This is a genomic window from Trinickia violacea (assembly GCF_005280735.1).
Taxonomy (GTDB): Bacteria; Pseudomonadota; Gammaproteobacteria; order Burkholderiales; family Burkholderiaceae; genus Trinickia_A; species Trinickia_A violacea.
On record NZ_CP040077.1, the window covers coordinates 3730941 to 3745415 of the forward strand.

At 64.4% G+C, this 14475-nt stretch carries 11 protein-coding genes and 1 pseudogene; 5 read left to right on the top strand and 7 right to left on the bottom strand.

All coding sequences use genetic code 11. The annotated features are described in order from the left end of the window. Positions 1 to 72: 72 nt before the first annotated feature. The 5 genes from FAZ95_RS17125 to waaC all read right to left on the bottom strand — a co-directional run bounded on the left by FAZ95_RS17125 (position 73) and on the right by waaC (position 5048). Positions 73 to 1296 (bottom strand): type II toxin-antitoxin system HipA family toxin, encoded by a 1224-nt coding sequence (locus FAZ95_RS17125; protein WP_137333535.1) that lies wholly within the window; start codon positions 1294 to 1296, stop codon positions 73 to 75. Then, the gene (locus tag FAZ95_RS17130) at positions 1293 to 1601 is read right to left on the bottom strand and encodes a helix-turn-helix domain-containing protein (protein WP_137333536.1); all 309 of its coding nucleotides are present in this window, start codon (positions 1599 to 1601) and stop codon (positions 1293 to 1295) included. The genes FAZ95_RS17125 and FAZ95_RS17130 overlap by 4 nt, the downstream gene beginning before the upstream one ends. A 157-nt stretch (positions 1602 to 1758) precedes the next feature. After that, positions 1759 to 3063 (bottom strand): lipid IV(A) 3-deoxy-D-manno-octulosonic acid transferase, encoded by a 1305-nt coding sequence (gene waaA, locus FAZ95_RS17135; RefSeq protein WP_137333537.1) that lies wholly within the window; start codon positions 3061 to 3063, stop codon positions 1759 to 1761. Between the two features lie 73 nt (positions 3064 to 3136). Further along, positions 3137 to 4021: a Kdo hydroxylase KdoO gene (gene kdoO / locus FAZ95_RS17140; RefSeq protein WP_137333538.1), complete on the bottom strand. Its 885-nt coding sequence runs from the start codon at positions 4019 to 4021 to the stop codon at positions 3137 to 3139. Positions 4022 to 4046: 25 nt separating this feature from the next. Further along, the gene (waaC, locus tag FAZ95_RS17145; protein ID WP_137333539.1) at positions 4047 to 5048 is read right to left on the bottom strand and encodes a lipopolysaccharide heptosyltransferase I; all 1002 of its coding nucleotides are present in this window, start codon (positions 5046 to 5048) and stop codon (positions 4047 to 4049) included. 342 nt (positions 5049 to 5390) lie between these two features. Between waaC and FAZ95_RS17150 the strand changes: the two genes are divergently transcribed. After that, the gene (locus FAZ95_RS17150) at positions 5391 to 6155 is read left to right on the top strand and encodes a DUF2242 domain-containing protein (protein ID WP_137333540.1); all 765 of its coding nucleotides are present in this window, start codon (positions 5391 to 5393) and stop codon (positions 6153 to 6155) included. 65 nt (positions 6156 to 6220) lie between these two features. Here the strand turns inward: FAZ95_RS17150 and FAZ95_RS17155 are convergent, their stop codons facing one another. After that, positions 6221 to 7615 (bottom strand): phosphomannomutase/phosphoglucomutase, encoded by a 1395-nt coding sequence (locus FAZ95_RS17155; RefSeq protein ID WP_137333541.1) that lies wholly within the window; start codon positions 7613 to 7615, stop codon positions 6221 to 6223. 268 nt (positions 7616 to 7883) lie between these two features. Here FAZ95_RS17155 and FAZ95_RS17160 point away from each other — a divergent pair, with 268 nt between their 5' ends. Genes FAZ95_RS17160 through galE form a run of 4 tightly spaced genes read left to right on the top strand, consistent with a single transcriptional unit; the run spans position 7884 to position 12205 of the window. After that, a complete protein-coding gene (locus FAZ95_RS17160; RefSeq protein WP_137333542.1) occupies positions 7884 to 9140 on the top strand; it encodes an oligosaccharide flippase family protein in 1257 nt (418 codons plus the stop codon). Continuing rightward, on the top strand, positions 9137 to 9970 hold the full coding sequence (locus FAZ95_RS17165) for a glycosyltransferase (protein ID WP_137333543.1): 834 nt from the start codon (positions 9137 to 9139) through the stop codon (positions 9968 to 9970). The genes FAZ95_RS17160 and FAZ95_RS17165 overlap by 4 nt, the downstream gene beginning before the upstream one ends. 53 nt (positions 9971 to 10023) lie before the next feature. Beyond that, positions 10024 to 11166: a glycosyltransferase family 4 protein gene (locus FAZ95_RS17170; protein WP_137333544.1), complete on the top strand. Its 1143-nt coding sequence runs from the start codon at positions 10024 to 10026 to the stop codon at positions 11164 to 11166. 16 nt (positions 11167 to 11182) lie between these two features. Next, complete coding sequence (gene galE, locus FAZ95_RS17175) at positions 11183 to 12205, top strand: UDP-glucose 4-epimerase GalE (RefSeq protein WP_137333545.1); 1023 nt, start codon at positions 11183 to 11185, stop codon at positions 12203 to 12205. Between the two features lie 805 nt (positions 12206 to 13010). On the opposite strand, the pseudogene FAZ95_RS17180 reads toward galE, so the two are convergent. After that, positions 13011 to 14136 (bottom strand): annotated as a pseudogene (locus FAZ95_RS17180) (IS110 family RNA-guided transposase). Between the last annotated feature and the right edge of the window lie 339 nt (positions 14137 to 14475).

Below are 14475 nucleotides of genomic sequence, written 5' to 3' on the forward strand. Positions count from 1 at the left end.
TCAAGGAATCACCATCGTAGCAAAGCGGATCGTCGATTTCATGCAGATCCAGCGACTTTCCTCCTCCTGCCGCTACAGCATTCGAGAGCGGTTCGCTTCGACCTCACGCTCGATCAGGCCGAGCGTGTCCGGCAGGATGGGCAGCGCCTGCGCGAAGCGCCGAAGCTGGCCTGCCACGCTCGCAATGCGCTCGATCGCTTGCTTCGCATCGCGTTCGGCAATGCCTGTCATTCGGGCCAATTGCAGCAGATGCTGACGCGCAGGCGCGCGTGCCTCGCCGCAAATGTCCATTTGATGCTCTCCGCCCGGCCCTTCGTTGAACGTCAAGTCGTAGGCGGGTGAAAACTGCCAGCGTCCGTCGGCGCCCAGCAGGAAGGAGAAGTTCTTTGCGTGATCGTCCCGGTTATTGAAGATCACGTTGAACACGCAGCGCTCGAACGCCTGCCGCACTTCACGTGCGTCACGTGTCATGAATTGCGTGAGCCTCAAGAGCGCGACATAGTCGACCTGCGGCACCCGGAAGTCGACGTGCATCGCGCCGGCGGCCGTATGCATCGGCACACGCAGTCCGTTGACGCGGTCGAACCGCTCGATCCCGAAGGCCGATAGTCCGGACCCCAAGTCGAAATGCACCGTCGCCGGCATGCGAAGCTCACAGGCGGTCGCAAGCGCACCATACAGCGCCTCCACTGCGCACACTTCTGCATGCTCGTGTTGAGCGGGAAACTTGACGAGCCATGGCGTGCCGGCACCCTGGTCCGTATTCCACATGCGGTTCGTCTGCCGATCGAAATTGACGAGCACCTTCGGACGCGCGCCGTGTGGCGAGCCCCCCATGAGCGCAAGCTCGCGCAACAGCGCTTCACTGCCGTCGCTCATGACCTGGCGTACCTCGTTGGCGAGTTCGAGCAGTTGAACATCCGCCGGTACGAGGCTGTCGCTGTCCGCGGGCTCGAACAGTAGCGCGCCCATCGCCTTGTCGCCGATGAAGGCGAGCCGCTCGAGCGGGGACATCCGTCCGGGCTCGCGCCCCTCCTTGCGGAACAGCCGGTCCATGAGCAACATGCCCCAGCCGTCGGGAAGCGCATCGCTCACCAGCCCGGGCAAGCGGAGTTGATGGGCGGGAAACGCGCCATACGTACTGGCAGCCAGCGGCAATTTGAGCGGCGAGAGCTCGAGTCCGCGTTGCAGCGCTTCGGCCGAGTACTCGAACAGCAGATCGTCGCCGTCATCGGCGAGCTGGCCGAGCACGAAGCGCTCGCCCCATCCCGCGTACACCACGTTGATCTTCTTCACGAGCCTTTCCTCGAGGCACGTGCGCGCGTGACGCTGGCCTGCTCCATCTCCTTGATGGTTTTCGGCGTCGAAGCGAACAGCGAAGACAGGCTCCCGGACAAGCCAAGGCTTGCGGCGACACGCAAGAAAGTGTCGAGCGTACCTCGGCCGGTCAGCTCGAGATTGCGCAAGGCGCGTTCGGATACTCCAGCGCGCGCCGCCAACTCGCTTTGATGGAAGTTTTGCGCAAGACGGTGCGCCCGAAGACGATGGCCGAGTTCGCTCGCGACCTCGTCAGTGGTAGCCAACTCAAACGGTATTTTCATGCCGGTTAACCGCTAAATTTGGATTTAACCGGTTGTATTTTACCGGTTAGCCAAAAATAGGCAAAGCCATATAACCAGCAAAATTCTGCCGATTATGTTTTTTAATAACCGGCAGAAATTTACCGATAAATAGAAGGAGCGCTGCGCTCCACCCAGCCTAGTCGCCCAACAGCGCCATCAACACCTCGACCGTGCGCGCCGTCGCCCCGCTATGCCGCGCCGCAAACGCGGAGGCCGCGGCCGCCATGGCGGTGCGCCGCGGCTTGTCGGCGAACAGCTCGCCGAGCACCTTCGCGAGTTCCGCCGGGTCCGCCACCTGCACGGCAGCGCCCGCCGAGACCGCATCGGCCGTCGCCTGCGAGAAGTTGAACACGTGCGGCCCGATCAGCACGGGGGTGCCCACGCCGCACGCCTCGATCAGATTCTGTCCGCCGAGCGGCAGCAGGCTCCCGCCGATGAACGCGACGTCCGACGCCGCGTAGTACGCGCCCAGCTCGCCCATCGAATCGCCGAGCAGCACGGTCACGTTCTCGGGCAAGCGGCGGGGCGTCGCCGCCTGCGCTGCCGCGGCAGCCGCCGGCTCCGCCCACTGCGAGCGCCGCTCGTAGCGCAATCCGCGTCGTTCCAGCAGCGCCGCCACTTCATCGAAGCGTTGCGGATGGCGCGGCACGAGAATCAGCAGCGCATCTTCGGTCGCGAGCGCCGCGAGCGCATCGAGCACCAGCGGCTCTTCACCTTCGCGCGTGCTCGCCGCGACCCAGACCGGCCGCGTGCCGATCGCCGCGCGCCACGCATGCCCGCGTGCGACGAGTTCCGGCGGCGTCGCCATATCGAACTTCAGGTTGCCGAGCACGGCGAGGTTGCGCGCGCCGAGCGCCGTCAGCCGCTCGGCGTCAGACGGGCTTTGCGCCAGCACTCGCGCAAAGCCGCCGAACACGTCGCGCGTCGCGCGGCCGAAGCGCGACGCGCGCTTGTACGAACGCGCCGACATCCGCGCATTCGTGAGCACGAGCGGCACACCGGCGCGCCGGCATTCGTCGATCAGCGTCGGCCAGACTTCCGTTTCCATCACGAGACCCAGCGACGGACGCCAAGCACGCAAAAACCGTTGCACGGCATGCGGCATGTCGTAGGGAAGGTAGCAGCGCCGCACGCGGTCGCCGAAAAGCGCCTCGCCGGTCGCGCGGCCGCTCGGCGTCATATGCGTGAGAAGAATGCGCGCGTCGGGTCGCGCCTTCATCAGCGCGGCGATGAGCGGCTGCGCGGCGCGCGTCTCGCCGACCGATACCGCATGCACCCAGATCAGCGGCGCCGCGTCTTCGGGCAAGCGCCCTTTCGCGCGGCCGAAGCGCTCGTCGATATGCTCGCGATAGCCGCGCTCTCGGCGCGAACGCAGGAATAGCCGCAGCACCGCCAGCGGCGCGACGATCCACCAGAGCGCGCGATAGATGACCCTCAGCATGCTGCCCGCTCCACACGCCGGAGCAACGGCACGCGCGAGGTCCGCACCGCGGACGCCGGAAAATCCGCGGCGCTCAAACCAGCGCCCGGCCCTTGAGCCGCTCGAGAATGCCGAGCGGCGCGCATTCGGGCTGCACCATCGCTTTCACCGGCAGGAAGAACGTCTGTTCGAGCATGAATTGGCCGGACATCACCGCATGCGACGTCTGATCGGAGAAACAGACCCACACGCTGCCCGTCGGAAACGGGATCGTCTCCTGCGGGCTCGTCTTCTGATAGTCGAGATCGGCCTTCATGCCGTCGTGCAAATGGAGCATCAGATGGTCGTATTCGCTGCGCGGCGACTTCGTGACATGCAGCAGATTGAGCAGCCACGCCGAGCCCGGCATTTGCGGCTTGATCTCCGGAAGAAAGCGCTTCGCCATGTCTTCGAAGGGCTCGCCGACTCGCCACACGCGCGGCACGCCCTTCGGATTCACGTTCGTGAATACGCGCAAAATGCGCTCGCCGTAGTTGGGCCGCGACGGAAACGCGTCGACGTGCAGACGGCTGTCGTCCTTGCGCCAGGACGTTTGACGCGTCTCCACTTGGTGCAGGCGCAGGCTCGTCGGCGCGACGCGCAGCTTGCCTTGATACTCGGGAAAGAGGCCGTCGACCAGCGTGCGCGCGTTGCCCTGATAACGCGCGATCAGCGCCCGCACCGCCGATTGCGTGACGGCGTCGCCGAGCACGCCATGGAGCGCGCCGCCGTTCGCTTCGAGGCTGATGTTCTTGCGCTTCGGATCGGCGATCGACGGATCGAGCAGTGCCTGCTCGCCGCCGTCGATCGCAAAGCGCAGGTTCGGGAAATAGAGCACTTTGCCGCGCTCGACCGCGTCGCGCAATTGCTCGCGCGGCACGGAAAGATTTTGCGCCTGCCAATCGGCGGACGCGACTTCGACGATCTGGGATTCGTTCATGGTGGGTGACCCCGGGGTCTGGCGATTACAGCAGGCCGAATCCGGCGAGCGCGGACTTCACTTGTTGAAGAGTCGGCGGCTGCCCGGCCGTGCCGAGATTGACGACGTTCGGCGACCAATAGCCGCCCGTGCGCCATGCAGTCGCGAAATTGTACAACTCGACCGTCGGCCGCTTGAGCGCTGCGGCGATATGCACCAAGCCGGTATCGACGCCCACGGTGGCCGCCGCCGAATCGATGAGCCCGACCACCGCCGGCAGCGACAGGCGCGGCGGCACGATCGCCGCGTCGCCGAATTCCTTCGCGAGCCGCTCGCTCGTCGCACGCTCGGCGTCGCTGCCCCAGGGCAACACGAGCGACGCGCCGCGCCGCACGAGCGACTGGCCGAGTTCGATCCACGCGGCGTCCGGCCATTGCTTGTCGGCGCGCGAGGTCGCGTGGACGAACACCACGTACGGCACCGGCAGGTTCAGCCCGAGCGCATTGACCGCGATCGCGGCGCGGCGCGTGTCGAGACCGAACTCGATGTCGTCGGTGGGCTGCGGCTTCGGCTCGCCGAGCGCCGCCGCGACGAGCTGGCGCGTGCGCTCGACCACGTGCGTGCGCGGCTCGATCGGCACGCGCTTATCGTAGAAGAAACGCACCGGCCATTCGTAGCCCGCGCCGTCGGTGCGGTTGCCGAGCCCGACGAGCGGCCCGCGCGCCCAGCTCGCCACCCAGGCGGTCTTGATGAGCCCCTGGCAATCGATCACGAGATCGTATTTCTCGGCCGCGAGCGCGCGCTTGAACGCGCGGATCTCGCGCCAGTTTTCGGGTGACGTGAGCCGCTTGCGCCAGCGTCTGAGCGAAAACGGAATCGCGCGGCGCACGCCGTCGATGAGTTCGACGAGGCCAGCGAAACTCTCCTCGACCAGCCAATCGATCTGCGCGTCCGGGTATTTGCGGCGAATATCGGCGATGACCGGCATGTTGTGGACGACGTCGCCAAGCGACGACACCCTCACGATTAGTATTTTTTGCACGCTCAATGGAAAGGCCGGCAAGCCAGTTCGAAGGGAGTTCTAAAGGGCAGCAATTCTACCTCGCCGTGCGCGCGGGTTCGTCGGCGCACGTGCGGCTTTGATCTGACGCACGCTTTCGAAAATATTTCTTTTTGCCTACAGAAATGGCGCGACGGGACGATTCGAAGCGCGAAAGCCCATGCTATAAGCGCCAAAACACGCGCGCCGCCGAGTACTTTGTCCGCCAAACACCGCGCCTTCAGGTCTGGCGTTTTTGTAAATCCTTGTTGCACAAGCGTTTTGTTTCTCCCGCGCCAACCGCACTACAATGCTTGTCGTTCGTCGTTGAGCAGTCTTATTCCTCAGACCATGCCTACCCCGTTTTTCAACGCCCGCGCCGCGTGTGCCGTGGCCGCGCTCGCTGCACTGGCCGCTTGCTCCAGCACCCCGAAGCCACAGAAGTATCAACAGGAAATGTTCGATACCGGCGTGAGTCAGTTCGCCCGCAACTTCAACGCGAGCGCCGACGATGCCTGCGAGGCCGCGCGCCGCACCTTGCTGAATCAGGGCTATGTCACGAACGTGCCGCGCCCCAACTCCATCGACGCCACCAAGGACTTCCAGCAGGACGGCGATAAGCACACCCAAGTCGAGTTTCACGTCGTCTGCGTACCGGGCGAGGAAACGAGCGATACCAGCATCGTCTACGCGAACGCCGTGCAGAACGGCTTCGCGGTCAAGAAGAGCGATACCTCGGCGACCGTGGGCTTGAGCATCATCGGCTCGATTTCGATGCCGATCCGCTCGAACAGCGATGAAATGGTCAAGGTGTCGACCGAGACGATTCAGTCCGACAAGTTCTACGATCGTTTCTTCGAGTTCGTCGAACGCTACTTGAAGACCGTGATGCAGAAGGCCAACCGGGTGCCCGCTGCGGCGATCTCGAGCACTGCCATTCCCGGTACGCCGCCCGCTGTGGCGCCGGCATCGCAAGCCGCGGCGGCGGCAGCCGCGGCAGTGGCGGCGTCTGCGCCGATCCCGGCGCTTGCCGATCAGGTCAAGGCACCCGTCGGCTTGCAGCCGCCCGCAGCGCCCGCGACCGCCGCATCCGCAACCAGCCCAACCACGCCTTGATCTTGATACCGGCGCGGAGGGCTCCTGAGCCCTCCGCGCCGGTCACGCCTCGCCGGCCGCGCGTTTCAGAACGGCAGCTTCGCGTCCGGCTTCGCCGCGACGATCACGCGCCGGAAATCTTCCTGAATCCGCTTGAGCGCCGCTTCGTTGTCCGCCTCGAAGCGCATCACGACCACCGGCGTCGTGTTCGACGAGCGGGCGAGACCGAAGCCGTCCGGATACTCGACGCGCAGGCCGTCGATCTTCACAACCTCGTCCGCGCCCGTAAACTGAGCCTCTTTTTGCAGGCGCGCGATCAGCGCGAAGTTCTCGCCTTCTTCGAGCTTCAATTGCAGCTCGGGCGTGGAGAGCGAATTCGGCAGGTCGTTCAGGAGCTGGCTCGGGTCCTGCACGCGCGACAGGATTTCAAGCAAGCGCGCACCCGTGTACAGGCCGTCGTCGAAGCCATACCAGCGGTCCTTGAAGAACACGTGGCCGCTCATTTCGCCCGCGAGCGGCGCGCCCGTCTCGCGCAGCTTCGCCTTCACGAGCGAGTGGCCCGTCTTCCACATGAGCGGCTCGCCGCCCTGCTCGCGCACCCACTTCGCGAGATTGCGCGTGCACTTCACGTCATAGATGATCTGACCGCCCGGGTTGCGCGAGAGCACTTCCTGCGCGAACAGCATCAGTTGGCGGTCCGGATAGATGATCTGGCCGTCCTTCGTGACGACGCCCAAGCGGTCGCCGTCGCCGTCGAAGGCAAAGCCGATTTCCGCGTCGGTTTCCTTGAGTGCGCGAATCACGTCCTGGAGGTTCTCGGGGTGCGCCGGGTCAGGATGGTGATTCGGGAAGTTGCCGTCGATCTCGGTGAACAGTTCGACGAGCTCGCAGCCGAGCGCCTTGAACAGCCGCGGCGCGAGACCGCCCGCCACGCCGTTGCCCGTATCGACGACGATCTTGAGCGGCCGCGCGAGCTTGATGTCGCTCGTGACGCGCTGCAGATAGGTATCGGCGATGTCGTACTGCTCGAAGCTGCCGCTGCCTTCCGCGAAATCACCGTCGACGATGCGCTTGTAGAGCGCTTGAATCTGGTCGCCGTAGATCGCCGCGCCGCGCAGCACCATCTTGAAGCCGTTGTAGTCGGGCGGGTTGTGGCTGCCCGTCACGACCATGCACGAATCGACTTTACGCTCGCCGCCCGCGAGCGCGAGCGGCACGCTGGCCGCGAAGTAGCCGACCGGCGTCGGCACCATGCCGATGTCGACCACGTCGACGCCCGCCGAGCGCAAGCCGTCGGCGAGCGCCGCAATCAGCTCCGGTCCCGACAAGCGGCCGTCGCGCGCCACCACGACGGCATCGCCGCCCTGCGCGCGGATTTCGCTGCCGAACGCGCGGCCGATCTGCCGCGCGGCATCCGCGTCGAGCGTCTTGCCGATGACGCCGCGAATGTCATACGCCTTGAAGATGGATTGGGAAATCATGATTAGGCTCTCAGTTGCTTGCGAAAGATGGGATAGGAATAGGAACGGTGGAACATTCCCCCAGGCACGATGACCATCGCCCTTTGGGCGGCACACCGTAACGGCTCACCGTCATGGCCGCGCGGCAGGCAGGCCGTGCTCCGTCAGCGCCGGAAACGAGCCGGTTCCAACTTATAATTGCGGTTTTTAGAGAAGCGTCAGACGCGCCCATTTTAATGCTTAGAAGCCCTCCTGCCGCAACGTTGCCGACGCAATTTACGTACCGCGCATGTTGAAGCGCTTCGCCAATCAGGACGTCGCGAAGGCCGTCGCGAACATCGTCTGGCTCGGGCTCGAGCGTCTCACGCAAATCGGCGTCGCGATCGCGATCAGCGGCATGCTTGCGCGTTACCTCGGTCCCGACGTGTTCGGCAAGTGGCAGTACGCCAATACCTTGCTGCTCGTGCTCGCACCGATCACCTGGGTGTGCGGCGCTGAAATCCTCGTGCCGACCATCGTTCATCGTCCGCCCGCGCAGCTCGGCACCGTGCTCGGCAGCGCGTTCGTGCTGCGCCTGAGCGTCTCCGCCGCCGCATTGCTCATCACGTGGGCCGGCATTGCAGCGGGCGTGACCGATCCGCTCGTCGGGGCGATGCTCGCCGGGCTCGCCGTCACGATGCTGTTTCGCGAGCCGTTCGTCGGCGTGATCAACTCGTGGCTGCAGAGCATGACGTACAGCAAGCCGCAGTTGCTCACGAGCATGACGACGGCGCTCATCAAGGCCGCGCTCGTCTACGTGCTCGTGCGCGCTGCCGCGGCGCCCGCGCGCTTTTCGTGGCTGTGGGCCGCGGAATCGGCGGCGATCGGCATGGTGCTGATGCTCTATTACATCCATAGGAATGGCGGCAAGCTCGGCTGGCACGTCGATCGCTCGCTCTTTCGCCACTTCGCGACCGCGGGCACGGTGTTCTGGATCGGTCTCATCTGCATGTATCTGTTCCTCAAGCTCGACCGGCTGATGCTCGAGCGCGCGATCTCGTTTGCCGATCTCGGCCGCTACTCGGCCGCGCAGCAGATCAACGAGAACTGGATCGCGCTCGCGCTGATGCTCGCGCAGACCATCGCCCCCGCGTTCGTCTATCGCGTGCAGGACATCGCGCAATTGCGCCGCAATATGTGGCGCCTCACGCTGATGGCCGCCGCGCTGATGATCGCGGGCGCGTTCGTGCTCGACCTGCTCGCGCACGTCATCATCACTGGCGTGTTCGGGCCGAACTTCGAAGCCGCGATCGATATCTTCCGCTGGGCCGTATGGCTTTCGGTGCCGGCCGGCGTCGAAGCGATCGGCAATCTCGTCGTGCTCAAATACCAGGCGAAGTTCGTGCTGCTGTCGAAATGGCTCTTCGCGCTTGCGGTCGCGTTCGTCGTGAATCTGCTGCTGATCCCTCGCATCGGCTCATACGGCGCGCTCGCCGGGCTCGCGGCCGGCTATCTCGCCGCCGCCTCGGTCAACCTCTACTACATCCGCTACAAGCTGCGCTCATGACGACGCCCTTCCCTTCCACCGTCGTGAATGTCGTGCTCGACGACGTCGCCGTGCTGATGCCCGCCTACAACGGGCAGCAAGACGTCGAGCGCACGCTCGCGTCGTTCGTCGAAAGCGCGCCCGTGCACGTGCTGATCGTCGACGACGGCAGCACGCCGCCGATCGTCGCGCCGACGCTGCCGGGCGTGTTGATCGAAGTGCTGCGCATGCCGGTCAACGGCGGCATCGAGCGCGCGCTGCAAGCGGGCATCGACGCGCTCGCCGAACGCGGCTTCAAGTACGCTGCGCGCATCGACGCGGGCGACCTCGCCGCGCCGGGACGGCTCGCGAAACAGCGCGCGTATCTCGAAGCGCATCCGCGCGTCGCCGCCGTCAGCATGTGGACGCAGGTCGTCACGCGCGACGGCAGGCCGCTCTTCATGCTCACGCCGCCCGCAGAGCCGCGCGCGCTTCGACGCACGCGCTTCTTCCGCGTGCCGCTCATTCATCCGGCGACGACGCTGCGCATCGACGCCGTTCGCGAAGTCGGCAACTATCGCGCGAAATACCGCGCGGCCGAAGACCTCGATCTCTTCCTGCGCCTGATGGAGCGCTACGACTGCGCGAACCTGCCGGAGCTCGGCCTCTACTACGAGCTGAACGAAGGCGGCATCAGCGCGACGAAGCGGCGCCGCCAAGTGCGCTCGACGCTCGCGCTGCAGCTGCGCTACTTCAATCCGCTCAACCTGTACGATTGGCTCGGACTCGCGAAGAACCTGCTGCATTTCTTGACGCCGTACACGATGCTGCAACGGATCAAGCGCTCGCTCTTCACGGCGCACACCGCTTAAAGCTTGCGGCACCGCATTCACTCATGCCGCCGCGCCCTTACCCCATGGACCGCATGAAGCCTGACCACAAGCCGCTTGCCATCAGCCTCGTCTGCAACACCGCGTGGGCGATCTATACCTATCGGCACGGCCTGATCAAGATGCTCGTCAGCAAGGGCGCCGAAGTGACGGTGCTCGCGCCGCGCGACCGGACGTTCCCGCTGCTCGAACAGATGGGCTGCCGCTGCGTCGACCTGCCCGTTTCTTCGAAGAGCACCAATCCGCGTGACGATTTGCACACGATGTTCTCGCTCTATCGCCTATACCGGACCATCAAGCCAAATCTCGTCTTCCACTACACGATCAAGCCGAACATCTACGGCTCGGTCGCCGCGAAGCTCGCCGGCGTGCCGTCGGTCGCCGTGACGACCGGGCTCGGCTACGTGTTCATCCAGAAGAGCCGCGCGGCGCAGGTCGCGAAGCAGCTCTACCGCTTCGCGTTTCGCTTCCCGCGCGAAGTCTGGTTCCTCAATCGCGACGACCAGGCGGCCTTCATGAACGAGCGCCTGCTCGCGCATCCGGAACGCGCGCGGCTCTTGCACGGCGAAGGAGTCGACCTCGATCATTTCGCGTACCAAAGTCTGCCGGAAAAAAAATCAGAATTTATTTTTGTATTAATTGGGCGCTTGCTTTGGGATAAGGGCGTCGGCGAATATGTCGAGGCCGCGCGGCGCCTGCGCACGAAATATCCGCAGGCGCGCTTTCAGCTGCTGGGGCCGGTCGGCGTCGCGAATCCGAGCGCGATCTCGCAAGCGGACGTCGACGCTTGGCAACGCGAAGGGCTGATCGAATACCTGGGCGAAGCACACGACGTGCGCCCGCACATCGCCAACGCCGACTGCGTCGTGCTGCCGTCGTATCGCGAAGGCGTGCCGCGCACGCTGATGGAGGCATCGGCGATGGGCCGCCCGATCATCGCGACCGACGTGCCGGGCTGCCGCGAAGTCGTCGCCGACGGCGTCACCGGCCTCTTGTGCGAAGCGCGCAGCGCGGAAAGCCTCGCAGCCAAGCTCGCGCAAATGCTCGACATGAGCGCCGACGCGCGGCGTGCGATGGGCGAGAACGGCCGACACAAAGTCGCGGCAGAATTCGACGAGGCCGCGGTAGTCGAACGCTACAAGGACACCCTGCGCACGTGGACTGGCGCATCACTCTGACTGACGGAGAACATCAATGGCAGACAAGGGCACGATTCTGGTGACGGGCGGAGCGGGTTACATCGGATCGCACACGGCGGTCGAATTGCTCAATAGCGGCTACGACGTCGTGATCGTCGACAACCTCGTCAACAGCAATCGCGAAGCGGTGAAGCGCGTCGAGCAGATCACCGGCAAGCCGGTCGCGTTCCATGAAGCCGACGTGCGCGACGAAGCCGCGCTCGCGCGGATCTTCGATGCCCATCCGATCACCGGCGCGATCCACTTCGCGGCGCTCAAGGCAGTCGGCGAATCGGTCGCGAAGCCGATCGACTACTACCGCAACAACATCGACAGTCTGCTCGTGCTGCTCGACGTCATGCGCGCGCGCAATGTGAAGCAGTTCGTGTTCAGCTCGTCGGCCACGGTATATGGCGTGCCGAAAAGCTCGCCGATCGATGAATCGTTTCCGCTGTCCGCGACGAATCCGTACGGCCAGAGCAAGCTGATCGCCGAGCAGATCCTGCGCGATCTCGAGATCTCGGATGCGAGTTGGCGCATCGCCACGCTGCGCTACTTCAACCCGGTCGGCGCGCATGAAAGCGGCTTGATCGGCGAAGACCCGGCCGGCGTGCCGAACAACTTGATGCCGTATGTCGCGCAAGTGGCGGTCGGCAAGCTCGCCAAGCTGCGCGTATTCGGCGGCGACTACGACACGCCGGACGGCACCGGCGTGCGGGACTACATCCACGTGGTCGATCTCGCGCGCGGGCATATCGCGGCACTCGATGCGCTGAAGACGCGCGATGCGAGCTTCGTCGTCAATCTCGGCACGGGCCAGGGGTATAGCGTGCTCGACGTCGTGCGCGCGTTCGAAGCGGCGTCGGGTCGTCCGGTGCCGTACGAGATCGTCGCTCGACGGCCCGGCGATGTGGCCGAGTGCTACGCCAATCCGGCTGCCGCCGCGCAATTGCTTGGCTGGAATGCGGAGTACGGGATCGAGCGCATGTGCCAGGATCACTGGCGCTGGCAGGAAAAGAATCCGCGCGGGTTTGCCTGAAGGTCCCGCCGGCATGGCGGGTTAGGGTCTGTCTGTTCACGCTAAGGCGCGCTAACGATGCTTGTCATCCGATGGCGATGGATTGCAAGTTTGAGGCTTTCTTCGCGACAACTTTGAATTCGCGCCGTTCCGTATGGTCCGTCCCTCCCCGGGACCGGGGTCACTTTTGTCCTTGCCAAAAGTAACCAAAAGCGCGTCCTCGCCGGACGGCCTACCCGGAGGCACTCAACCCTGTTAGTACCGGCGTTCCGGGCGCAACCGTGGGAAACCGTTATTGCTCGCCGTACGTCCCGTTTACACGCGGCACAGAATTTTGTCCGTTCGCGTCGAATCGGCGATGCAGGTCAGGAAAGACCTGAAAGTGCTTGTCTTGCGGTGGGCCCATGCGCTTGGGCTTGGGCTTGGGCTTGGGCTTGGGCTTGGGCTTGCTTCCAATCGTAGGCAACGGGGGGCACAGCCACATCGATAGCGTCGATTTATTTCGTATCGGCGCCATTCCGTGCCGCGTACTGATATGACTCCCGCTGTCAATCGGGATCGGTTTTCCAGTTTTCAACTGCATGTTGTCCGAATTTCCTGAGGGCGGCGTAGCAGTAAGTCTCGACGGTGGATCACGCTGATATCCGCGGGTTGGCTACCGCATTACAGATGTCCGCCCAATAAGCCTACCGCTATCTAACGCCGCAAGTCGGATGCAATCCGTTGCGTAGTACGCTCGCGGGTTACTCAGGTGCCGGGCTACGCCGCCCTCAGGAAACACCTTCTCAAGTGGCCAGGGTAATTCAAGCGTCGCGCAGGCGTTGCGTCACGCCATGCGCACCTCGGGCCGCGCGGCGAGCGACATCGCGAGCCGGCTGATGTCCCAGATGAAGCCGCTCAGTTCCCGGGCGAGCGCGACGACCGCAATGTTCTTTGGCTTGCCACGTGCGACAAGCTTGCGATAACGCCCACACAGGCGCACCTGCGCATCCCAGGCACGATCAACGATGGGTTTGGGGATGCCCTCGTGGCGACGCTGAATCTCCGGACTCACACGGGCCGGATGCTGGTAGCTCCAAGCGGCTTCGACAAGCAGCTTTCTCGCATAGCTGTTGCCGTTCTTGGTGATACTGCCTTGACGGCGCTTCTCGCCCGACGAATGCTCGCATGGCGTCACCCCCAGCCAAGCCATCAACTGGCGTGGCTGGGCAAAGCGCGATAGATCGCCCAGTTCGGCAAGCAGGCCCACCGCCGTAGTGAACTGCACGCCGCGCATGGCCTGCAGGCACAGCACCGCTGGATAAAGCGCCAGTCGACGGCCGCCTCGCGCAACGCGGTCTCCAACCGTTCGCATTGCGCGAGACGATCCTCGATCGTGCGCCGATGTTCCTCGAACGCCAGTTGCTGCCAGGCGCTGTCGAACGCAAATGTGCTCAGCCAGCGCCGGTGCGCAGGTCCCCAGTCGGCTCGGCCGGCATAACGCACATCGTGCGAGTAGAAAGCCCTTCAGGCGTTGCCGTGCACGTTTCAGATCGTCCTGGCGCTGGCCCACGCGCGGGCCAGATCGCGAAATGCTTCGTCTTCGACGCTGGGCACATAGACCGCTGACAGGTCGCCGGCACGCAGTGCCCGCACCAATTTGATCGCATCGCGCCGATCGGTCTTCACGCGCTCTCCCGGCTTCCTGGGAATCAGGACGGAGCGCACACCATGCAGTCGAACCCCTTCTGCGCGAGCTGGCGGTAAAGCGCGTAGCCGCACGGCCCCGCTTCGTAGACGATGCCGATGCGCCGCGCCTTCGACTGCAGGCGCTTGCACAGGCGATCGATATCCGTCTTGGTCGTACCGATCTTGCTAAGCAGTTCGACCTCGCCCGCGCCAAGCGCATAGGCGACCGTGATCGAATCCTTATGGACATCAAGACCGACGTACAGAGTGCTATCGTGTTCCATGCTGGCCTCCGCGGTGGACATCGCCGGGTGTGGCCCTGTCCACACCGTGCGGCTCTGGCAGCGATGCTAACCCGCGTTTGATGCCTCGCGGCGGGCCAGCCTCTACCTCACGGGAGTCATACTGACTAACCGGACGCGCGGCGAGCAATAACGGTTTCCCACGGTTGACCTTGGAACGCCGGTACTAACAGGGTTGAGTGCCTCCGGGCAAGGCCGTCCGCCCAGGACGCGCTTTTGGTTACTTTTGGCAAGGACAAAAGTAACCCCGGTCCCGGGGAGGGACGGACTATACGGAACGCCGCGAATTCAAAGTTGTCGCGAAGAAAGCCTCAAACTAGC